14 protein-coding genes and 1 tRNA gene are annotated in these 21,525 nt (G+C 74.5%); 13 read left to right on the top strand and 2 right to left on the bottom strand.

Features of this window, described 5'->3' with window-relative positions:
* Positions 1-52 precede the first annotated feature (52 nt).
* The 8 genes from SGA01_RS21890 to SGA01_RS21925 all read left to right on the top strand — a co-directional run bounded on the left by SGA01_RS21890 (position 53) and on the right by SGA01_RS21925 (position 13,102).
* Complete coding sequence (locus SGA01_RS21890) at positions 53-1,078, top strand: ABC transporter ATP-binding protein (RefSeq protein ID WP_141298122.1); 1,026 nt, start codon at positions 53-55, stop codon at positions 1,076-1,078.
* The gene (locus SGA01_RS21895; RefSeq protein WP_141298123.1) at positions 1,075-1,848 is read left to right on the top strand and encodes an ABC transporter permease; all 774 of its coding nucleotides are present in this window, start codon (positions 1,075-1,077) and stop codon (positions 1,846-1,848) included. Before SGA01_RS21890 ends, SGA01_RS21895 begins: the two co-directional genes overlap by 4 nt.
* 14 nt (positions 1,849-1,862) lie before the next feature.
* A complete protein-coding gene (locus SGA01_RS21900) occupies positions 1,863-2,654 on the top strand; it encodes an ABC transporter permease (RefSeq protein WP_229918246.1) in 792 nt (263 codons plus the stop codon).
* 159 nt (positions 2,655-2,813) lie between these two features.
* Positions 2,814-3,011, top strand: a complete 198-nt coding sequence (locus tag SGA01_RS21905) for a hypothetical protein (RefSeq protein WP_141298124.1) — start codon at positions 2,814-2,816, stop codon at positions 3,009-3,011.
* Positions 3,012-3,319: 308 nt separating this feature from the next.
* Positions 3,320-6,190, top strand: a complete 2,871-nt coding sequence (topA, locus tag SGA01_RS21910) for a type I DNA topoisomerase (protein WP_141298125.1) — start codon at positions 3,320-3,322, stop codon at positions 6,188-6,190.
* Between the two features lie 139 nt (positions 6,191-6,329).
* A complete protein-coding gene (gene tmk, locus SGA01_RS21915) occupies positions 6,330-9,737 on the top strand; it encodes a dTMP kinase (RefSeq protein ID WP_141298126.1) in 3,408 nt (1,135 codons plus the stop codon).
* 99 nt (positions 9,738-9,836) lie between these two features.
* Positions 9,837-10,607 carry an ABC transporter ATP-binding protein gene (locus SGA01_RS21920; RefSeq protein ID WP_141298127.1) on the top strand — a complete coding sequence of 257 codons (771 nt, stop codon included), beginning with the start codon at positions 9,837-9,839 and terminating at the stop codon, positions 10,605-10,607.
* The gene (locus tag SGA01_RS21925) at positions 10,604-13,102 is read left to right on the top strand and encodes an FtsX-like permease family protein (protein ID WP_141298128.1); all 2,499 of its coding nucleotides are present in this window, start codon (positions 10,604-10,606) and stop codon (positions 13,100-13,102) included. Before SGA01_RS21920 ends, SGA01_RS21925 begins: the two co-directional genes overlap by 4 nt.
* On the opposite strand, the gene SGA01_RS21930 is transcribed toward SGA01_RS21925, so the two are convergent.
* Together SGA01_RS21930 and SGA01_RS21935 are read right to left on the bottom strand one after the other, a co-directional pair.
* The gene (locus tag SGA01_RS21930) at positions 13,092-13,736 is read right to left on the bottom strand and encodes a LuxR C-terminal-related transcriptional regulator (protein WP_055642724.1); all 645 of its coding nucleotides are present in this window, start codon (positions 13,734-13,736) and stop codon (positions 13,092-13,094) included. The genes SGA01_RS21925 and SGA01_RS21930 overlap by 11 nt on opposite strands.
* Entirely contained in the window at positions 13,724-14,917 is a 1,194-nt protein-coding gene (locus SGA01_RS21935) for a sensor histidine kinase (RefSeq protein WP_141298129.1), read from the bottom strand. The genes SGA01_RS21930 and SGA01_RS21935 overlap by 13 nt, the downstream gene beginning before the upstream one ends.
* 160 nt (positions 14,918-15,077) lie before the next feature.
* Between SGA01_RS21935 and SGA01_RS21940 the strand changes: the two genes are divergently transcribed.
* The 5 genes from SGA01_RS21940 (at position 15,078) to SGA01_RS21960 (ending at position 21,340) form a co-directional block, all read left to right on the top strand.
* Positions 15,078-15,269, top strand: coding sequence for a hypothetical protein (locus SGA01_RS21940; RefSeq protein WP_141298130.1), 192 nt, complete (start codon positions 15,078-15,080; stop codon positions 15,267-15,269).
* A 66-nt stretch (positions 15,270-15,335) separates the two neighbouring features.
* A complete protein-coding gene (locus SGA01_RS21945) occupies positions 15,336-16,538 on the top strand; it encodes a DNA polymerase III subunit delta' (protein WP_141298131.1) in 1,203 nt (400 codons plus the stop codon).
* Between the two features lie 65 nt (positions 16,539-16,603).
* Positions 16,604-18,169 (top strand): alpha/beta hydrolase, encoded by a 1,566-nt coding sequence (locus SGA01_RS21950; RefSeq protein ID WP_141298132.1) that lies wholly within the window; start codon positions 16,604-16,606, stop codon positions 18,167-18,169.
* Positions 18,170-18,259: 90 nt separating this feature from the next.
* Positions 18,260-18,333: transfer RNA gene (locus SGA01_RS21955), tRNA-Thr, on the top strand.
* A 217-nt stretch (positions 18,334-18,550) separates the two neighbouring features.
* A complete protein-coding gene (locus SGA01_RS21960) occupies positions 18,551-21,340 on the top strand; it encodes a BTAD domain-containing putative transcriptional regulator (RefSeq protein WP_141298133.1) in 2,790 nt (929 codons plus the stop codon).
* Positions 21,341-21,525 lie beyond the last annotated feature (185 nt).

Raw genomic sequence — 21,525 nt, forward strand, 5'->3', positions numbered from 1 at the left:
GGCCTCCCGAATCGATGGCCCGGACCCTCCGCGGGCTTCTAGCGTCCGCCGCATGCTCGCAATCGAGGCGGACGCGCTGCGCCGCACCTACACCAGCAGGACCGGGTGGCTGAAGCCCCGGCGGACCGAGACCGAGGCCGTGCGCGGCGTCACCTTCGAGGTGGCGCCGGGGGAGCTGTTCGGCCTGCTCGGCCCCAACGGCGCCGGGAAGACCACCACCATCAAGATGCTCAACACCCTGCTCCTGCCGACCTCCGGCACGGCCCGGGTGTTCGGTCACGACGTGGCCCGCGACCCCGTCGCCGTACGCCGCAGGATCGGGTACGTCTTCGGCGGCGACCGCGGTCTGTACGACCGGCTCTCGGCGCTCGACAACCTCCGCTACTTCGCCGAGCTGTACGGCGTCGAGGCCCGCGACCAGAAGCGGCGCATCGCCGAACTCCTCGACCTGGTCGGCCTCGTGGGCCGGGAGAAGGAGAGCGTCGAGGGGTACTCGCGCGGCATGCGGCAGCGCCTCCACATCGCCCGCGGCCTCCTCCACCGCCCCGACGTGCTCTTCCTCGACGAGCCGTCCATCGGCGTCGACCCCGTCGCCGCCCGCGACCTGCGCCGCACGGTCGCCGACCTGTCCGCGGCCGGCACCACGGTCCTGCTCACCACCCACTACATGGCCGAGGCCGACGAGCTCTGCGGCCGGATCGCCGTGATCGCCGGTGGCCGGATCTGCGCCCTCGGCACCCCCGAGAGCCTCAAGTCCCGTGTGCGGGGCCGGGACGTGCTGGAGATCGAGGCGTACGGGGTGGACGAGGAGCGGCTCGACCGGGTGCGGCGCCTCCCCGGGGTGCGCGGCGCGTCGGTCGAGGACCGGGGAACGCTCCAGGTCGTCACCGTGCAGACCGGCCGGAGCTCCGCCGAGCTGCACGGGCCGGTGCTGACCGCGCTCGACGGCGTCCGCATCGGCCGGGTCACGAGCCGCGAACCGTCCCTGGAGGACGCCTACATCGCGATCGTGGAGGAGGCGGCGGGCGGGCCGGACCGGTCCGCGACGCCTGCCGAAGCCGAGGAGCCGGCCGTATGAGGCACGTCCTGCGGCTGGTCCTCGTCGGCGTGCGCACCCATGTCTCGTACATGTCGCGCTCCCCGATCGAGATCACCTTCGCCGTCCTCGTACCGCTCGTCTACGCGACCCTGGCCGTCTACCTCTTCCGGGCCGCGGGCGACCCCGACCGCCTGCTCACCGCCTCCGTCGGCGCCGGACTGATGGGCATCTGGGGCTCGGTGCTCTTCGGTTCGGGCGGCGCCGTGCAGAACCAGCGCTGGCTCGGCACCCTGGAGACCCTGGTCGTGGCGCCGGCGCCGCTCGCGCTCGTCCTGCTCCCGATCACCCTCGCGACCGCCGTCATCGGCACGTACGCGATGGGCGCGACGGTGCTGTGGGGCGTGGTCCTCTTCGACGTCCCGCTCGACTTCGCCCACCCGCTGCTCTTCCTGCTCGCCGTGCCGGTGTGCGTCCTCGCCCTCGGCATGATGGGGCTCCTCCTGGCCGCCACCTTCGTCCTGCTGCGGAACGCCAACGCCCTGGCCAACCCGCTGGACACGCCCGTCTGGCTGCTGTCCGGGCTCCTCGTGCCCGTCACCGTGCTGCCCGCCTGGACGCAGCCGCTGTCCTGGGCGCTGCCGACCACCTGGGGCGCGCGGGCCGTGCACGCGGCGACCTCCGGCGGGGACGTGATCACGCCGCTCCTCGTCGCCGCCGCGCTCGGGGCCGGCTACGCCCTGGCCGCCGTCCTCGTCCTCGGGCGGGTGGAGCGCCGGGCGCGCGCCGCCGCCACCCTCGCCCTCGCCTGAAAGGCCTGACAGAGATGTTCCGTTTCCCCGCCACCGCCCGGCTCGTCGTCGTCGGCGGCGCGATCTCCTACCGGGCGCTCTTCAACTGGACGACCCCGCCGATGTTCATCGGAACCCTGCTGGTGGGGCCGCTTCTCCAAGTCTTCTTCTTCGTCTTCCTCGGACGGGAACTGGGCGTCGCCGACGACCGTTTCCACCTTGTGGGAAACGCCGTTCTCGCAGCTTCCGCCTCCTGCGTGTACGGCGGCACGATGGCCGTCGCCAACGAGCGCCGGTACGGCACGCTCGGCGCCGTCCTGCTCTCGCCCCGGCACCGGGTCCCGCTCTGGATCGGCCGCGCCCTCCCGTACGTCCTCAACGGGCTGTTCGTCAGCGCCTTCGTGCTCACCGCCGCCGCGCTCGTGCTCGGGCTGCCCGTGCCCGCCGGGGCGCTGCCCGGGCTCGGTCTGGTGCTCCTCGCCGCCGCCGCTGCCTGCTCCGCCTTCGGGCTCGCGCTGGGGGCGCTCGGGCTTCGCTTCCGCGATGTGTTCCTGGTGTCCAACGTGGCGAGTTCGGGGCTGCTCCTCCTGACGGGCGCCGCCGTGCCCCGGGAGTCGCTGCCGGAGTGGATGCGGTTCGTCGGCGAGCTGCTGCCGCTCACGCACGCGGCGGACGCGGCGCGGCGGCTGACCGCGGGCGGCGGCCTGGACGGATCCCTGCTCGGGACCGAGCTCGCGGTGGGTGCCGGCTGGGGGCTGCTCGCCGTCGCCCTGCTCGCCGTCTTCGAGCGCGGCAGCCGACGCCGGGCCACGCTCGACGTGATGTGACAGGAGAAGCAGAAGGGAGTGGGTCACTACCGGCCATCTTCGTGAAACCGTACGGGACGGTCCGCGTCGTTCACCCGGAATTCGCGCTCTCGATGCCCGGAGGTGTCAGCCTCGGCTGCGGGAGACGAACACCTCACATGGACGGAACGGGGTACGGGCATGGAGAGCGGGCCGGCGATCTTCGCGGGGGCGGCGTTCACGCTGTTCGGAGGCGCGCTGCTGCTGTGGACCACCGTGCGGACGCTGCACCGTGAGCCCGTGGCGTACGGGGTCGCGCCGCGGACGGCCCTGGCGGCCACGAGCCTCTTCGGCACCGCCTTCGTCGTCCTCGGCTTCTGGTGCTTCGGCAGGCTCTGAATCCTGCTCCGAATCTCGCTCCGGACCACGGTCCGAATCTCGCTCCGAAACTCTCTCGGGGTCTTCCTCCGGCGCTCCGGCACGCCGGCCCGTTCCGCCGCCCGCCCCGCCCGACCGGGAGTCCGGGCGGCAGGAATGCCAGGACTCGGGTTACCGTTCGAGTGGCCGTTGCGGGCTTTCGCCGTTTGACACGGGGGCGGGTTGTACCGTCACACTCCGCAGCGACGGGAGCGTCACCGTCCGTGCCGCTGCCGTGCGTGCCAGTGCCGTACGTGCCAGAGAGTGTCGATCCGGAGAGAAGAGCGAAGTTGTCCCCGACCAGCGAGACCGCACACGGCGGCCGCCGACTCGTCATCGTCGAGTCGCCTGCCAAGGCGAAGACGATCAAGGGCTACCTCGGCCCCGGCTACGTCGTCGAGGCGAGCGTCGGGCACATCCGCGACCTCCCGAGCGGTGCCGCCGAGGTGCCGGAGAAGTACACCGGCGAGGTGCGCCGCCTCGGCGTCGACGTCGAGCATGACTTCCAGCCCATCTATGTCGTCAATGCCGACAAGAAGGCGCAGGTCAGGAAGCTCAAGGAGCTGCTTGCCGAGTCCGACGAACTCTTCCTCGCCACCGATGAGGACCGCGAGGGCGAGGCCATCGCGTGGCACCTCCAGGAAGTCCTGAAGCCCAAGGTCCCGGTCCACCGGATGGTCTTCCACGAGATCACCAAGGACGCGATCCGCGAGGCCGTCGCCAACCCGCGCGAGCTGAATCAGCGCATGGTCGACGCCCAGGAGACCCGCCGCATCCTCGACCGGCTGTACGGCTACGAGGTCTCGCCGGTCCTGTGGAAGAAGGTCATGCCGAAGCTGTCGGCGGGCCGCGTCCAGTCGGTGGCCACCCGCCTCGTCGTCGAGCGGGAGCGCGAGCGCATCGCCTTCCGTTCCGCCGAGTACTGGGACCTCACCGGCACCTTCGCCACCGGCCGCACCGGTGACGCCTCCGACCCGTCGCAGCTGGTCGCGCGCCTCGCGGCGGTCGACGGCAAGCGCGTCGCGCAGGGCCGGGACTTCGGCGCCGACGGCCGTCTGAAGAGCGACACGGTCCTCCACCTGGACGAGACGAACGCCCGCGCCCTGGCCGCCGCGCTCGCCGACACCGCCTTCGCGGTGCGCTCGGTGGAGTCGAAGCCGTACCGCCGCTCGCCGTACGCCCCCTTCCGCACCACGACCCTCCAGCAGGAGGCGAGCCGCAAGCTGGGCTTCGGTGCGAAGGCGACCATGCAGGTGGCGCAGAAGCTGTACGAGAACGGCTTCATCACCTACATGCGTACGGACTCCACGATCCTGTCCGACACCGCCGTCACGGCGGCCCGGGCGCAGGTCACGCAGCTCTACGGCGCCGACTACCTGCCGGAGAAGCCGCGCGTCTACGCCGGCAAGGTCAAGAACGCGCAGGAGGCGCACGAGGCGATTCGCCCTTCGGGTGATCGTTTCCGCACCCCCGCGGAGACCGGTCTGACCGGCGACCAGTTCCGGCTCTACGAGCTCATCTGGAAGCGGACCGTCGCCTCCCAGATGAAGGACGCCACCGGCAACTCGGTCACCGTGAAGATCGGCGGCCGCGCCGCCGACGGCCGTGACGCCGAGTTCAGCGCCTCCGGCAAGACGATCACCTTCCACGGCTTCATGAAGGCGTACGTCGAAGGCGCCGACGACCCGAACGCGGAGCTCGACGACCGCGAGCGGCGCCTGCCGCAGGTCGCCCAGGGCGACGCGCTGACCGCCGACGAGATCACGGTCGACGGCCACGCGACGAAGCCGCCGGCCCGCTACACCGAGGCCTCGCTGGTCAAGGAGCTCGAAGAGCGCGAGATCGGCCGCCCGTCGACGTACGCGTCGATCATCGGCACGATCCTCGACCGCGGCTACGTCTTCAAGAAGGGCACGGCCCTCGTGCCGTCCTTCCTGAGCTTCGCCGTCGTCAACCTCCTGGAGACGCACTTCGGGCGGCTCGTCGACTACGACTTCACCGCCCGGATGGAGGACGACCTCGACCGCATCGCGCGGGGCGAGGCCAAGTCCGTGCCGTGGCTGAAGCGTTTCTACTTCGGTGAGGGCGACGGCTCCGGCGCAGGCGCCTCCGGCGGCGCGGCGGACGCGGGGAACGGCGACGGGGACCACCTCGGCGGCCTCAAGGAGCTCGTCACGGACCTCGGCGCGATCGACGCGCGCGAGATCTCCTCCTTCCCCGTCGGCAACGGCATCGTGCTGCGCGTCGGCCGCTACGGCCCGTACGTCGAGCGCGGCGAGAAGGACGCGGAGGGCCACCAGCGCGCCGACGTCCCGGACGACCTCGCGCCCGACGAGCTGACCGTCGAGCACGCCGAGGAGCTGCTCGCCAAGCCGAGCGGCGACTTCGAGCTGGGCGCCGACCCGGTCAGCGGCAACCAGATCGTCGCGAAGGACGGCCGCTACGGCCCGTACGTCACGGAGATCCTGCCCGAGGGCACCCCGAAGACCGGCAAGAACGCGGTGAAGCCGCGGACGGCCTCCCTCTTCAAGTCGATGGCGCTCGACACCGTCACCCTGGAGGACGCGCTCCGGCTGATGTCCCTTCCCCGGGTCGTCGGCGCGGACGCCGAGGGCGTCGAGATCACCGCGCAGAACGGCCGCTACGGCCCGTACCTGAAGAAGGGCACGGACTCGCGGTCGCTCACCGAGGAGGAGCAGCTCTTCACGATCACGCTCGAAGAGGCGCTCGCGATCTACGCGCAGCCGAAGCAGCGCGGCCGGGCCGCGGCCAAGCCGCCGCTGAAGGAGCTGGGCACCGACCCGGTCAGCGAGAAGCCCGTGGTCGTCAAGGACGGGCGCTTCGGCCCGTACGTGACGGACGGCGAGACCAACGCCACCCTGCGCACCGACGACAGCGTGGAGACGATCACGCCGGAGCGCGGTTACGAGCTCCTCGCGGAGAAGCGCGCCAAGGGACCGGCGAAGAAGGCCGCCAAGAAGGCCCCGGCGAAGAAGGCCACCGCGAAGAAGGCGACGGCCAAGAAGACGGCCACGAAGACGGCGGCGAAGAAGACCACCGCCGCCAAGACGACGACCGCGAAGAAGACCACGGCGGCGAAGACCACCGCCGCGAAGAAGACGACCGCGGCCAAGAAGACGACGGCGGCTCAGCCGGAGTAGCCGTTCCGAGGTTGTTCAGGTGTGTGGGAGGGGCGGAGGCCGGTGGCCTTCGCCCCTCCCGCGTCGGTCCTGTCACAGGCTCGTCCGGATGTTCGGTCGGAGGCCGCGGGGAGCAAGGGCGTCCGGATAGGGTGGACGGATGACGCGAGCAGAGCAGCCAGACCGCCTCGGCGATTCCGACGCCGCACTCGTCGCGGATTCCCAGGAGCGTGCCGTACGGGCCCTCCTGCGCCATCAGCCCCTGCGCAGGCTGTGGGGCGCCCAGGTCGCCGGCGGCGTCGGTGACGCCCTCGCCCTCCTCGTCCTCGTCCTGCTCGGCCTCCAGGCGGCCGTCGCCGCGGGTGCGCTCGGGGGCGGCTACCGGGGCGCCGCGTTCGCCGTGGCCGCCGTCGTCGGGACGCGCCTGCTCGCCTCGCTCCTCTTCGGTGCCGTCCTGCTCGGGCCGCTGACCTCGCTCACCGGGCCCGAAGGGCCGCTCGACCGCCGCTGGACCATGATCGGCGCCGACGGGCTGCGGATCGCGCTCCTCGTCGTCGCGCCCCTGTGGATCGACTGGACCCCCGACAACGCGCTCTGGTACCTGCTCGGCACCGTCTTCGTCACCGGCGCGGCCGAACGGCTCTGGACGATCTGCCGCGAGGGCGCCGCGCCCGCGCTGCTGCCCGCCCCGCCGCTGGAGGGCGACGCCGTACGGCCGCTCCCCGACCACCTCGGCTCGCTGCGCCGGCTGTCCCAGCGCACCGGCTTCCTCGCGGTGCCCGCCGCGGCCGCCGTACTGCTCGTCGCGACGCTCGTCGGCAATCTGCTCGGCGCCGGGCTCGACTGGTTCTCGCTGCACCAGGCCGCCCTCGGCTCGTATGTGGCGGCCGGCCTCTTCGCCGCCTCCGTCACCGGCCTGTACGCGATGGCGCTGCCCGGCGGAGCCACGCCGAGGCCCCGCTCGCCGCTGGAGGGCCTGCGCCGCCCGCCGGTGGCCGGCACCGACTCCACCGGCGAGGGCAAGAGCCGTACCGGCGACAAGGGCCGCACCGGCGCCCTGCCGCTGCTGGTCCTGGCCTGCGCCACCGTCGCCGGGGCGATCGCCGCGGCCGCGTCCCTCGCCGTGCTCCGCGCGTACGACCTGGGCGGCGGCCCCGTCACCTACGCGCTCCTGATCCTCGCGCTCAGCGGCGCCACGGCCGTCGGCATCCGCACCGCGCGCAAGGTCCTGCCCGTCCTGTCCCGGCGCCGGCTGCTCGCCCTCGCGACCGCCGTCACCGGTGTCGCGCTGATCGCCATGGGCCTGGTCCCGGACACCGCAACCGTGCTGTTCCTCGCCGTCCTCGCCGGTTACGCGGCCGGTGTCGCCGCCAACACCGGACACACGCTCGTCGACCAGGAGACCGAGGAGCCGCGCCGGGCCCGGACCACCGAGCACCTCCAGGCCAACGCCCGCGTCGGCATGGCCGTCGGCGCGCTCGCCGCGCCGCTGCTCGCCGCCGCCATCGGGCCGTACCGGCTCGCCTCCGGCAGCTCCGTCATCGCGCAGGGCGGCGCCGCCTTCACGCTCGCCCTCGTCGGCGCCCTGCTGCTGCCGGTCGCCGCGCTCGTCCTCGCGAAGACCGACGACCGTGCCGGCGTCCCGCTCCGCCGCGACCTGCGCGACGCGCTGCGCGGCTCCGACCCGGCCCAGGCACCCGCCGCGACCGGCTTCTTCATCGCCCTGGAGGGCGGCGACGGCGCCGGGAAGTCCACCCAGATCCAGGCGCTCGCCGAGTGGATCCGGGCGAAGGGCCACGAGGTCGTCGTCACCCGCGAGCCCGGTGCCACCCCGATCGGCAAGCGGCTCCGCTCGATCCTCCTCGACGTGTCGTCGGCGGGGCTCTCGAACCGGGCCGAGGCCCTGCTGTACGCGGCCGACCGCGCCGAGCACGTCGACTCCCTGGTCCGGCCCGCCCTGGAACGGGGCGCGATCGTCCTCTCCGACCGGTACATCGACTCGTCCGTGGCCTACCAGGGCGCCGGCCGCGACCTGTCCCCGACGGAGATCGCCCGGATCTCGCGCTGGGCGACGGACGGGCTCGTCCCGAACCTCACGGTGGTCCTCGACGTCTCCCCGGAGACGGCCCGGGAGCGCTTCACCGAGGCGCCCGACCGTCTGGAGTCCGAGCCGCCGGAGTTCCACGCGCGCGTGCGGGCCGGTTTCCTCGCCCTCGCGGCCGCCGACCCGAGCCGCTACCTCGTCGTCGACGCCGGGCAGGAGCCCGAGGCCGTCACCACCGTCGTACGCCACCGGCTCGACCGGGTGCTGCCGCTCTCCGAGGCCGAGGTGAAGGCCGCGGAGGAGGCCCGCCGGAAGGCCGAGGAGGAGGCCCGGCGCCTGGCGGAGGAAGAGGCCGCCCGTAAGGCGGAGGAGGAGCGCCTGGAGCGCGAGCGCCAGGAGCAGCTCGCCAAGCTCCGCGCCGAGGAGGAGGAGCGCAAGCGGCGCGAGGAGGAAGAGGCGCGCCGCCTGGAGGCCGAGCGGCAGGCCGAGGAGGAGCGTCGCCGGGCCGAGGAGGCCCGGGTCGCCGCCGAGCTCGCCGCGGAGGAGGAGCGCAAGCGGCTCGCCGCCGAGGAGAAGGCCCGCCTGGAGGAGCAGGAGCGCATCCGCAAGGAGGCCGAGGAGGAGGCGCGGCTCCGGGCCGAGGCGGAGGAGCGCCGCCTGGAGAAGCAGCGCAAAGCCGAGGAGGCTCTGCTCCGGGCCGAGGAGGCCCGCCGGATGGCCGAGGCCGCCGCTGCCGCGAAGGCGGCGGAAGAGGCCGCGGTGAAGGCCGCCGCGGAGAAGGTCGCCGCCGAGGCTGCCGCGAAGGCCGCCGCTGAGAAGGCCGCGGCCGAGCGTGCCGCGGCGGAGCAGGCTGCGGCGCAGCGTGCGGCCGCCGCCGCTGCAGCTGCCGAGAAGAGGGCGGCTGCCGAGAAGGCCGCGGCGGCCGAGAAGGCGGCCGCCGAGCGCGCCGCCGCCGAGCGCGCCGCCGCCGAGCGCGCGGCTGCGGAGAAGGCGGCTGCGGAGAAGGCCGCGGCCGAGACGAAGGCCGCCGCCGCGCGTGCCGCCGCCGAGAAGGCCGCGGCCGAGCGGGCCGCTCGGGCCACCGAGGTGTCGGCGAACGAGGTCACCGTGGCGACGCCGGTCGTGAAGCCGGACGCCGAGCCCGAGGCACCCACCGTGTCGCCCGAAGAGGTCACCGTCGCCACGCCGATCGTGAAGCCGGAGGCCGAGACGGCCGTCCTGCCGCAGATCAGGGACCCGCGGGCCGTCGACGAGACCGCCGTCCTGCCTCCCGTACGGGACCCCCGGGTGTCCGACCCGGCCGACCGGGTGCCGCAGGGCATCTTCCGCGACGAGCGGAGGCAGCCGGCGCAGCCGCAGGGGGCGAACGACCGGACCCGTGAGCTGCCCCAGCTCGACGAGAACGGGCAGCCGCGCCGTCGTTCGGACTGGGCCGAGGAGACCCCGCTCGACGATCTGCCGACGCTCGCGGACGAGCTGTTCGGCCCGCACGACGACGACAGCGACGGCCGTCGCCGCCGCTGAGGTGCCGAGTACTTCCGGGGCGAGGGTGTAGCTAGCCCCACCATCGACCCGGAAGCCAGCTCCATACCGCTTTGACCTGCGTTTTTCTAGCGTGGTCGTATGACGACGACAGCAGTGACGGAGAACGGTGCCGCCCTCGCCCTGGACGGGGTGAGCCACTCGTACGGAGGCGGGGCGCCCGCGCTCGACGCGGTGAGCCTCGTCGTCCCGCGCGGGCGTTTCGTGGCGGTGATGGGCCGGTCGGGCTCCGGGAAGTCCACGCTGCTGCGCTGCGCGGCGGGCCTCGAACGGCCCACGGCGGGCACGGTACGGATCGGGGGCACCGACCTCGCCACCCTGAAGTCGGCCGGGCTCACCCGGCTGCGGCGCGACCGCGTCGGCTTCGTCTTCCAGTCGCTGAACCTCGTGTCCGCCCTGAACGTGCGCGAGAACGTCACCCTGCCCCTGCTGCTCGCCGGCGCCCGTGAAGGCCGCGAGCTCGACGGCCGCGCCCTGGCCGGTCTCGCCGCCGTGGGACTCGCCGACCGGGCCGAGGACGTGCCGGAGAACCTCTCCGGTGGCCAGCGGCAGCGGGTGGCGATCGCGCGGGCCCTCGTCAACGAACCCGAGGTCGTCTTCGCCGACGAGCCGACCGCCGCGCTCGACCCGGTCACCGCCGCCGGGGTCCTCGCCCTGCTGCGGCGCGCCGTGGACGAGCGCGGCCGGACCGTCGTCCTCGTCACGCACGACCCGGTGGCGGCGGCGTGGACGGACGAGGCGGTGTTCCTGGAGAGCGGCCGCATGGTCGGCCGCCTCGACAGGCCGGACGAGGCCGGGGTCCGGGCGGCCCTCGGCGCGTCGGCCGGGCAGCACCTGGCGGTGGCACGATGAGCGCGCTCCGGAACCCGGCGGTGCGGCTGCTCGCCGCCCGGTCGCTGCGGACGCACCGCAAGGCCTGGGCGGCCGTGTTCGCGGCCGTCGTCGTCACCTCCACGCTGCTCGGTGCCCTCGCCCTCGCGATCGGTTCGGCCGGACTCGGCCACGCGCGCGTGGAGCGGTACGCGGCGGCGCCCGTCGTCGTCGCGGGCGACCAGGAGATCAGCTGGACGACCGATCCGTGGGGCAGCGAGCCGACGACCGTCTCGGCGGGGCTGACCGAGCGCGTACGGATCCCGAGCGGGGCCGTCGACGTCCTGCGCGAGGTCCCGGGCGTCCGGGCCGCGGTCCCGGACGACACCTTCGTCGTACGGGAGTCGGGGAAGGGGAAGGGGAAGGGGAAGGGGACGGGGACGGAGACGGGGACTGCGGCCGGCGGTGGTGGCGCGGCCTACACCGGGCGGTCCTGGGAGGCCGCCGCGCTCGCGCCGTACAAGCTGCTCGACGGGCGGGAGCCCCGTAAGGCCGGAGAGGTCGTCGCCGGGACGGGAAGCGGGACCGGGACCGGCGCCGGGGTGCGGGTCGGGGACACCGTGGCCGGGCGGACGGTCGTCGGCGTGGCCGACGGACCCGCCGCCGCCCTGTACGTCACCGCGCAGGAGGCGCGACGGCTCGCCGGGCACCCGGGCGCCGTGGACGCCGTCGGCATCCTCGGCGAGCCCGGCGTCCCCGTGGACACCCTCCACGCGCGCGTGCGGGCGGCCCTGGACGGTGCCGGGCTCAAGGACACCTCGGTGGGGCAGCCTCTCCGGGCCCTCACCGGCGACGGCCGGGGCGGCGCCGAACACCTCGCCGCGCCGCCCGCCCGCACCGAGCTCCTCCAGCTCCTCGCGGCCGTCTCCGGCACGGTCCTCCTCATCGCCGTCCTCGTCCTCTCCTCGCTCGTCGCGCAGGCGCTCGGCCAGCGCGGCCCCGAGCGGGACCTCCTGCTCGCGGTCGGCGCGACGCCCCGTCAGGTGCGGGCCGCCGCGGGGCGGGAGGTGACCCGCGTGGCGGGTGTGGCCGCGGTGCTGGGCGCGCTGGCCGCCGTACCGACGTTCCTGGCCGCGTGGTCGCTGCTGCGGGCACGTACCGGAGTCGTACCGGAGGGGCTCGTCCTGCCCACGCCGCCCTGGCTGCTCGCCTCCGCGCTCGTCGTCGCGGCCGTCGTGGTGGGCCTCGCGCGGCTCGTCGTCCTCTTCTCGACCCGCCGGGCGGGCCGAGCGGGCAAGGGGGCCGCACGCCGGGTCAGCGGGCTCGTCCTGCTCGTCCTGGGCGCGGCGGCCGCCGTGACGGCCACGACCCAGGGCGGCGAGGCGGCCGGCGCCGCGGCCGGCGCGGCCACGGTGACGCTCGTCTCCGGGTGCGCGCTGCTCGGGCCGTGGATCGCGCGGGGCGCGATGCGGATCCTGGACGGGCCGCTCCGCCGGCTCGGCGGGGCACCCGGACGGCTCACGGCGGCCGGCGCGACCGCGCACTCGCGGCGCCTCGGGGCCGCCCTCGTCCCGGTCGTCCTTGTCACCGCCTTCGCGCTGGTGCAGCTCACGGCGGGCTCGACCATGGGACGGGCGGCCGAGACCCAGGCGAGGTCCGCGACCACCGCCGACCTCGCGGTCTCCGGCACGACGGCGGAGCGGGTGCGGAAGCTCCCCGGCGTGACCGCGGCGACGGACGTGCTGCGCTCGACGGTGGTCCTGGCCCGCACGGAGGCCGGTACGCCGCGCCTCGACCGGCTCCCGGTGCTCGGCGTGGACGCCGACGGCCTGAAGGGCACGCTCGACCCGGGTGTGGTCGCCGGTGACCTGGCCGGACTGGCGGCGCGCGGGACGGTCGCGGTCGGCGCGGACATGGCCGATTCGCTGGAGGCGCGGCCCGGTTCGACGGTGGCCCTGCGGCTCGGCGACGGCACGGAGAAGCGGCTGCGGGTGGTGGCGGTGTACGAACGCTCGCTCGCCCTCGGCGAGTTCCTGCTGCCGAAGGCCGAACTGGCCCCGCACATGACCGACCCGTACCCCACGCGCGTGCTGGCGGCGACGAAGGACGGGGCCACGGCTTCGGGCGACCCCGCCGTCGTACCGGAGCGGGTCACGACGGCCGGGGCCGAGCTGAACGGGATCGTCTCGGCGGCGGTCGTGACCGCGATCGGCGCGCTCACCGTCCTCTCCGTCCTGAGCACCCTCGCCCTGATCGGCGCAGGCAGGCGCGGCGAGCTCGCGCTGCTGCGCCAGGTGGGTGCCTCGGTCGGTCAGGTGCGGCGGATGCTCGGCCTGGAGGCCGGGTTCCTGACGGTCACCGGGCTGCTCCTCGGGCTCGTGGTGGCCGCGCTGCCGCTGACCGCCTTCGCCTGGGCCCTGACGGGCGGTCTGCCCTACCTGCCGCCCGCGCAGGCCGCGCTGATCGCGGGGACGGTGGTGGTCACCGTGGCGGCGGGCGTGTTCCTGCCGGCCTCGGTGCGGCGCCTCAGGCGTTGAGGTACGCGAGCACGGCGAGGACCCGGCGGTGGCCGCCGCTGTCGCTCGGCGGCAGGCCGAGCTTCGCGAAGACGTTGCCGATGTGCTTGTGCACGGCCCGCTCGGTCACCACCATCGAGCGGGCGATCGTGCCGTTGTCGTGCCCCTGGGCCATCAGCTCCAGGACCTCGCGCTCGCGCGGGGTGAGGGAGTCCAGGGGGTCGTCGCGGCGGCGGGCGAGCAGCTCGGCGACGACCTCCGGGTCCAGGGCCGTACCGCCGGCGGCGACCCGCTCCAGGGCGTCGAGGAACTCGTCGACGCGCCCGATCCGGTCCTTCAGGAGGTAGCCGACCCCTCGCGCGCCACCGCCGAGGAGCTCGGCCGCGTACGTCTCCTCGACGTACTGGGAGAGGACGAGCACCGGAAGTCCTGGCAGCTGCTCGCGGGCCGCGAGCGCCGCCCGCAGCCCCTCGTCGCGGAAGCCGGGGGGCAGCCGTACGTCGAGGACGGCGACGTCCGGGCGGTGCTCCAGGAGCAGCGGCAGGATCTCGGGGCCGGTGGCCGCGACCCCGGCGACCTCGTGGCCGGAGGAGGACAGCAGCAGCACGAGGCCCTCCCTGAGGAGGGCGTTGTCCTCGGCGATCACCACACGCACGGAAGCTCCACTTCGATCACGGTCGGGCCCCCGTGGGGGCTGGTCAGTCGTACGGCGCCGTCGAGCGCGGCGACCCGGCGGCGCATGCCCGTCAGGCCGGAGCCGCCGCGCTCGCCGGCCTCGGCCCCGCCGCGGCCCGCGTCCTCGACGAGGACGCGCAGGCCGGCGGGTTCGCGAGTGAGGGCGACGGAGGCGCGGGCGGCGCCACTGTGCTTGGCGGCGTTGGTGAGCGCCTCGGCGACGACGAAGTACGCGGCGGCCTCGACGGCGGCGGGGGCGCGGACACCGTGGCCGTGGTCGTGGTCCTCGCCGTCGAGGCCGGTCACGGACACCTCCACCTCCAGGCCGCTGCTCGCGGCGAGGGCGCGCACGGCCCCGGTCAGGCCGCGGTCGGTGAGGATCGGCGGGTGGATGCCGCGGACGACGTGGCGCAGCTCGGCCAGCGCCTCCTCGGCCTGTTCCTGGGCGTCGTCGAGGAGTTTCCGCGCGGTCGCGGGATCGGAGTCGTACGCCCGTCTGGCCAGGCCGATCCGCATGGAGAGCGCGACCAGCCGGGCCTGCGCGCCGTCGTGCAGGTCCCGCTCGATCCGGCGCAGCTCGGCGCCGTGCGCGGCGACCGCGCCCGCCCGGGTGGCGGTCAGCTGCTCGACACGGGCGGCGAGCGCCGCGTCCCGGGCGGCGGACGGGGCCGGAGTGAGCAGCGCGCGCGCCCAGTCGGTCTCCAGACCGGCGAGCCGGCCGATCAGCGGCAGCACGAGCGGGGGACGCCCCGCGAGCCCGGTCCACACGCCGTCGACGGTCAGCGCGCACACCCACACCACGAGCGAGACGCACCACAGCGCGATGCCGTAGACGGCGTGCGCGGCGGCCCAGATCAGATCCCGGTGCGTGCCGGGGTCGGTGACGGCGGTCCGCACGCGCGCGGGGAGGGGGCCTTCGAGCGGAAGGTACGCCTCGGGGACGGGCACACCGGTTCGGGCGGCGGTACGGCTGCGCTCCCGGCCCGCGAGCCGGCGCAGCAGCAGGACGCTCTCCGGGAGCACCCCGGCGCCGATGACGGTGAGGGTGAGGACGGCGGTGAAGAGGGCGACGGCGGCCATCAGCAGACAGCAGACCGCGAGAGCGGCCCCGGTCGCCAGGTGCCACCAGGCCCGTGCCGCTTCCTTGATCGCCTCGCGCATTCCGCCAGGTTAGGGGGTGTCCCCGACGGGCGCGGTGGTGCGGGCTCCACCATCGGTCCGGGGGCGGGCACCGCTGTGCGGGGCGGGATCCGCGACGAAGATCGAACCAGTGCCCCTCACGGCACACCTCCCCTCCCGAACACCCCTCTTGGAGATTCCCATGCGGTTCCTGCTCTGGCTGCTGTTCACGGCCGGCGTCCTCGTCAACGCCTTCGTCAACACCCTCTCGGGCTGGACAGGCGCCGCGCACGTCGCGGCGAGCGTCGTCTCGGGCGTGCTCGTGCTCGGCTCCGCGGTCGGCCTGTGGCTGACCCGCGCCCCTGCCGCCGACCGGGCCCGCGGCGCGGTCTGACGCCCGGTCGGCCCGGGTTGTCAGAGCGCTGCCCCACAATGGAGGCGTACCTGAGGAGGGGCAGACATGGCCGTATGGGACGACCTGGTCGGACAGACGCGGGTCGAGGAGCAGCTCGCCGCCGCCGCGCGCGACGCCGACGCGCTCGTGACCGCCCATACCGCCGGAGAGCCCGCCCCCGAGGCGTCGAAGATGACCCACGCCTGGCTGTTCACCGGCCCGCCGGGCTCCGGGCGGGCGACGGCCGCGCGGGCGTTCGCCGCCGCGCTGCAGTGCGTGAGCCCCGACCGGGCCATGGGCGGGGTCCCGGGCTGCGGCTTCTGCGACGGCTGCCACACGACCCTCGTCGGCACCCACGCGGATGTGGAGATCGTCCGTACGGACCTGCTGTCCATCGGTGTGAAGGAGACGCGCGAGCTCGTCCGGCGCGCCCAGCTCTCGCCGGCCGGCGGCCGGTGGCAGGTGATCGTCCTGGAGGACGCCGACCGGCTCACCGAGGGCGCGGGGAACGTCCTGCTGAAGGCCATCGAGGAGCCCGCGCCGCGCACGGTCTGGCTGCTCTGCGCGCCGTCCATCGAGGACGTGCTGCCGACGATCCGTTCCCGCTGCCGGCACCTGACGCTGCGGACGCCGCCGGTGGAGGCCGTCGCCGACGTGCTCATCCGGCGCGACGGCATCGACCCGGAGGCGGCGCACGCGGCGGCCCGCGCCACCCAGGGGCACATCGACCGGGCCCGGCGGCTCGCCACCGACGAGCGGGCCCGCGCGCGCAGGGCCGTCGTCCTCAAGCTGCCGCTGCGGGTCGGGGACGTCGGCGGCTGCCTCAAGGCCGCGCAGGAGCTGGTCGACGCGGCGGCCGAGGACGCGAAGCAGGTCGCGGAGGAGGTCGACGTCAAGGAGACCGAGGACATGAAGGCGGCGCTCGGCGCCGCGCAGGGCGGGCGGATGCCCCGCGGCACGGCCGGTGTGATGAAGGAGCTGGAGGAGCGGCAGAAGCGGCGCAGGACGCGGACGCAGCGCGACAGCCTGGACCTCGCGCTCACCGACCTGACCGGCTTCTACCGCGACGTGCTCGCGCTCCAGCTCCGCTCGCGCTCGCCCATCGCCAACGTGGACGTGCGGGACGCGCTGGAGCGGATCGCCATGGACAGCGCGCCGGAGCGGACCCTGCGCCGCATCGAGGCGATCCTGGCCTGCCGTGACGCCCTCGACCGGAACGTGGCACCGCTGCTCGCGGTGGAGGCGATGACGATGGCCCTGCGCGACTGACAGCTGTGCGACGGGTGTCCGGCACGATTGGACACGGTCCGTACCCACCCGGATACGCTCCGGCAATGGACTCCAGGCGTTTGCTCCGTACGTCCGCCACCGCCCTCGCGGCCGCCGGACTGATCCTCTCCGGCTGCACGGGCGGAAGCGACGCCGCCGCGTCCCGTACGACGACGGAGGCGGCCGTCCGCGCCTCCGCGTCCGTCGCGCCCGAGAGCGGGGCGCTGAAGCGGTACTACGGGCAGAAGCCGAAGTGGCGGGAGTGCGGTGTGACGGGCTTCCAGTGCGCGACGCTGCTGGCCCCGCTCGACTACGCGAAGCCGGACGGCGGTGACGTCGAGCTGGCGGTCTCGCGGATCCGGGCCACCGGCCCGGGGAAGCGGCTCGGTTCGCTCCTGGTCAACCCCGGCGGGCCCGGCGGATCGGCCGTCGGCTACCTCGAGGGGTACGCGGGCATCGGCTATCCCGCCCCCGTCCGCGCCCGCTACGACATGGTGGCCGTCGACCCGCGCGGGGTCGCCCGCAGCGAGCCGGTGGAGTGTCTGACGGGCCCGCGGATGGACGCGTACACGCAGGTGGACCAGACCCCCGACGACATGGCGGAGACCAACGCGCTGAGCGCGGCCTTCAAGGAGTTCGCGGCGGGGTGCCAGAAGCGCTCGGGGAAGGTCCTGCCGCACGTCTCCACCGTGGAGACCGCCCGGGACATGGACATCCTGCGGGCGGTGCTCGGCGACGAGAAGCTCAGCTACGTGGGGGCCTCGTACGGCACGTTCCTGGGTGCCACCTACGCCGAGCTCTTCCCCGGCAGGGTCGGCCGGCTGGTCCTCGACGGGGCGATGGACCCGTCCCTGTCCGCCCTCGAACTCAACCGCGACCAGACCGCCGGCTTCGAGACCGCCTTCCGCGCCTTCGCCGCCGACTGCGTCCGCAAGCAGGACTGCCCGCTGGGTACGGAGTCGGCCGCGGCGGCCGGCGAGGCGCTGCGGGCGTTCTTCCGCGACGTGGACGAGAAGCCGGTGCCGACGGGGGAGAGCCGCGAGCTCGGCGAGTCCCTCGCGACGACGGGCGTGATCGCGGCGATGTACGACGAGGGCGCCTGGCCCCAGCTGCGGGAGGCCCTCACCCGGGCGATCGGCGGCGAGGGCTCGGGCCTGCTCGCCCTGGCCGACAGCTACTACGAGCGGGAGGCGGACGGCACCTACGCCAACCTGATGTACGCCAACGCCGCCGTGAACTGCCTCGACCTGCCGGCCGCCTACGCGGGACCCGCGGACGCCGAGAAGGCGGTCCCGTCCTTCGAGAAGGCCTCCCCGGTCTTCGGCGAGGGCCTCGCCTGGGCGGCCCTCAACTGCACCTACTGGCCCATGCGGCCCACCGGCAGCCCCCACCGCATCACCGCCGACGGCGCCGCCCCGATCCTCGTCGTCGGCACCACCCGCGACCCGGCCACCCCGTACAAGTGGGCCAGGTCCCTGGCCGCCCAGCTCTCCTCGGGCACCCTCCTGACCTACGAGGGCGACGGCCACACCGCGTACGGCCGGGGCAGCGACTGCGTCGACACGGCGATCAACGCCTACCTCCTGGAAGGCACTCCTCCGCAGGACGGAAAGCGCTGCTCACAGCCGTGATCCGGGCGTGATCCGGGGGTGGTCGGAGCACCCCCGGAAACTGTGTAGACTTGGCCGCGCTGCTGCACCCACGATGGGTCTGCACGGCAAGCCGCCTTAGCTCAGCTGGCCAGAGCAACGCACTCGTAATGCGTAGGTCTCGGGTTCGAATCCCGAAGGCGGCTCGGAATTACCCCAGGACTCACTCGCCGTGACCTGGGGTTTTTTCATGCCCGGGTGCGGCTGCGGCCCCCGGAGCGGTGTCAGGGCCCCTTGCTTGGCTCATTGGTCTAGTCCAAACTGATCGATTGACGAAGCCTCTGCGGAGTCGGCCACGCACAGCCCGCAATGCCACCGCCGGTCGTGACCGACACGTCGCGGTCATCGGATGAGGGGGATGCCATGTCAGAGAGGACGGCGGCCACGGGGCTTCCCCGGGGAGGTCCGGCAGGCGAGGCCGGTTCGTTCGGCCCACGACTCCAGGCGTTCCGCAGACGGTCCGGGCTGAGCCAGGAGGTGGCGGCGGCCCGGGCCGGGATCAGCACCAGGGCGCTGAGGGACATCGAGCGCGGCCGGGTCCGGCGGCCCCAGTCGCGCACCCTCCAGCGACTGGCCGAAGCGCTGGGGCTGACCAACGGCGAGCTGGCGGACCTGCTGGCCACCGCCAGTACCGGGCCCCCGCGCGAAACCGGCCGGCCGCGCCTGCTGATCCTCGGCCCGCTCTCCCTCCAGAGCGGCCGGACCCCCGTCCCCGTCACCAGCCCCATGCTGCGCCGGCTGCTCGGACTCCTCGCGCTCAAGCACCCCGAGCCGTCCACGCAGCAGGAGATCACCGACACCCTCTGGCCGTCCGGGCCGCCCAGCTCCCACCAGAGCCTGATCCACACCTACGTCAGCCAGGTCCGCCGACTCCTAGAACAGGGCGCCCTGCGGACCGTCCCGCCCCCGACCGTCGTCCGGACGCCCACCGGCTACCTGCTGAAGGCCCCCCGGAACCAGATCGACCTCGGCCACTTCGACGACCTCCTCGCCGAGGCGGAGCGCCTGCATCGCGCGCCGGACCCGCGCGCCGCGTACGAGGCGCTGACCCAGGCCCTCCAGTGGTGGCGGGGCCCCGTGCTCGCGGACGCCGACCCGGTGCTGCGCGAGCATCCGGCCGCCGTGGTGGCCAACGAACGGCGGGTCAAGGCCGTGCTGTTGCACGCCGACACCGCGCTGCTCCTGGGCCGGCCCGGGGAGGCCGTCCCCGTGCTGTGGGACATGGTCAACATCGAACCCCTGCACGAGGGCCTGCACGCCCGGCTGGTCCTCGCCCTCGCCAGCTGCGGAGAACAGGCCGCCGCGCTCAACGTCTACAACCGGCTGCGCGACCGACTCGACGAGGAGCTCGGCATCGCACCCAACGCGGAGGTCCGCGACGCCCATCTGCGGGTGCTGCGCCAGCAGCTGCCCGTCGCGCTGCCTCTCGCGCAGCGCCGTGCCGAGCAGCCCGTGCCTCCCGATCGCGCGACGCCCGGCGGTCGTCCGGCCGGCAAGGCCGGCGGGCCGCTCCCCGCCCAACTGCCCGCCAGAGCCGGCTCGTACGTCGGACGGCGACGGCAGATGCGGGAGCTGGACGCCCTCGTCTCGCCCGACCCCGCACGGCGCTCGCACCTCGTCGCCGTGGTCGGCGCCCCCGGCGTCGGCAAGACCGCCCTCGCCAAGCACTGGGCCCACGCCAGGCGCGAGCACTTCGAGGACGGGCAGCTCTTCGTCGACCTGCGCGGCCACTCCCCGCTCCCGACGCTCCGCCCCGGCGACGTCCTCGCGCAGTTCCTCCGCGCCCTCGGCGCCCCGCCCGACCAGCTGCCCGCCGACGAGGACGAGGCCGCCGCGCTGTACCGCACGCTGCTCGCCGACAAGCAGATGCTGATCGTGCTGGACAACGCCCGCGACGCCGAACAGGTCAGGCCCCTCATCCCCGGCGCCCAGGGCTGCGCCGTGGTGATCACCAGCCGCAGCCGGCTCGCGGGGCTCGTCGCGAGCGACGGCGCCCGTCAGCTCGTCCTGGACGTGCTCGATCCGGACGAGGCCCGCCAGCTCCTCGGCAGCACCATCGGCGAGAGCAGGGTCGCGGCCGAGGAGGAAGCGGCCCGCAGACTCGTGCGGGTCTGCGGAGGCCTGCCGCTCGCCATCCGGATCGCCGGCGCCAACCTGCTCGCCCGCGACGCCCGAATCGCCGACTACTGCGCCGAGTTGGCCGGCGACGACATGCTCAACCGGCTGCGCATCGAAGGAGACCGGCGTTCGACCGTGCGCGCCGCCTTCGACCTCTCGTACCGGGCGCTCCCCGCCGCGGCCCAGCGGATGTTCCGGCTCCTCAGCCTGATCCCCGGCCCCGACGTCACCGCGGCCGGCGCCGCGGCGCTGGCGGACTCCGCCCCGGCCGAATCGGCCGGCCTCCTCGTGAGCCTGACGAACGCCCATCTCGTACGCGAACGGGCCGCCGGCCGCTTCGGGATGCACGACCTGCTGCGCTCGTACGGCCGTGAGCTGGTCAGCCGGGAGGAGGCGCACGCCGCCCGGCAACGGCTCTTCGACTGGTACCTCCACCACACCGACGCGGCCGCCCGGCTGCTCTACCCGATGGTGGCGGGCGCGGACCCGTCCGGCGCGGAGACTCGTTCCTCCGTGCCGGTCTTCGCGGATCGGCGTGAGGCCTCCGAGTGGCTGGACAGCGAGCGGGAGAACCTGGCCGGCGCCGTCCTGCAGGCGTCCGGCGCCGGGTTCACCGCCCTCGCCTGGCGGCTGGCGGAGAGCCTGCACGACTACCTCTCGGTGGGGATGTACACCGGCGACTGCCTCAAGGTCGCGACCGCCAGCCTGTTCGCCGCCGTCGCCGACGGCGAGCTGAGGGCCCAGGCCGCCGCGCAGCTGCGGCGCGCCGAATGCCACTGGGTCCTGGCGAACAACGCGCAGGCGCTGGAGCTGTTCGGCAGCGCCCTGGAGCTCGCGCGGCTGGCCGGCTGGGCCGAGGGGCAGGACCTCGCGCTGCGCCGCATCCGCGCCGCCCACCAGGCGGACGGCGGCATGCGGCCGGCCTGCGACCACCTCTCCCAGGCGCGGGGACTCACCCGGCGGGGCGGTGGGGCGGAGACCGCCGACGAGGTCGGCAGGGTCAGCGGCGTCAGCAGCGTGGGGCTGACCTGCTGAGGGCTGTCGCAAGCCCCGGCCGCGGCCGTACGGTTCCGGCGACCTTCCGCGCGAGGGAGGTCGCCGGGACCTTCCGCGTGAGGGAGGGCATCGGGCTTCGCCGCGGGCCGGTCGACCCCCCCGGCGGCAGGACCATTACTCCGGCAGTTGCCCCAGTTCTGCCGGTCCCGGCGGGCCGCTCTGCG

Origin of the sequence: Streptomyces gardneri, assembly GCF_006539185.1 — a bacterium.
In the GTDB taxonomy this organism is placed as follows: domain Bacteria; phylum Actinomycetota; class Actinomycetes; order Streptomycetales; family Streptomycetaceae; genus Streptomyces; species Streptomyces gardneri.

Coding starts and splice junctions, on each gene's coding strand:
- SGA01_RS21900 (WP_229918246.1), top strand. CDS start 1,863: ATGTTCCGTTTCCCCGCCACCGCCCGGCTCGTCGTCGTCGGCGGCGCG.
- SGA01_RS21920 (WP_141298127.1), top strand. CDS start 9,837: ATGACGACGACAGCAGTGACGGAGAACGGTGCCGCCCTCGCCCTGGAC.
- tmk (WP_141298126.1), top strand. CDS start 6,330: ATGACGCGAGCAGAGCAGCCAGACCGCCTCGGCGATTCCGACGCCGCA.
- SGA01_RS21890 (WP_141298122.1), top strand. CDS start 53: ATGCTCGCAATCGAGGCGGACGCGCTGCGCCGCACCTACACCAGCAGG.
- SGA01_RS21935 (WP_141298129.1), bottom strand. CDS start 14,917: ATGCGCGAGGCGATCAAGGAAGCGGCACGGGCCTGGTGGCACCTGGCG.
- SGA01_RS21895 (WP_141298123.1), top strand. CDS start 1,075: ATGAGGCACGTCCTGCGGCTGGTCCTCGTCGGCGTGCGCACCCATGTC.
- SGA01_RS21905 (WP_141298124.1), top strand. CDS start 2,814: ATGGAGAGCGGGCCGGCGATCTTCGCGGGGGCGGCGTTCACGCTGTTC.
- SGA01_RS21945 (WP_141298131.1), top strand. CDS start 15,336: ATGGCCGTATGGGACGACCTGGTCGGACAGACGCGGGTCGAGGAGCAG.
- SGA01_RS21950 (WP_141298132.1), top strand. CDS start 16,604: ATGGACTCCAGGCGTTTGCTCCGTACGTCCGCCACCGCCCTCGCGGCC.
- SGA01_RS21960 (WP_141298133.1), top strand. CDS start 18,551: ATGTCAGAGAGGACGGCGGCCACGGGGCTTCCCCGGGGAGGTCCGGCA.
- SGA01_RS21925 (WP_141298128.1), top strand. CDS start 10,604: ATGAGCGCGCTCCGGAACCCGGCGGTGCGGCTGCTCGCCGCCCGGTCG.
- SGA01_RS21940 (WP_141298130.1), top strand. CDS start 15,078: ATGCGGTTCCTGCTCTGGCTGCTGTTCACGGCCGGCGTCCTCGTCAAC.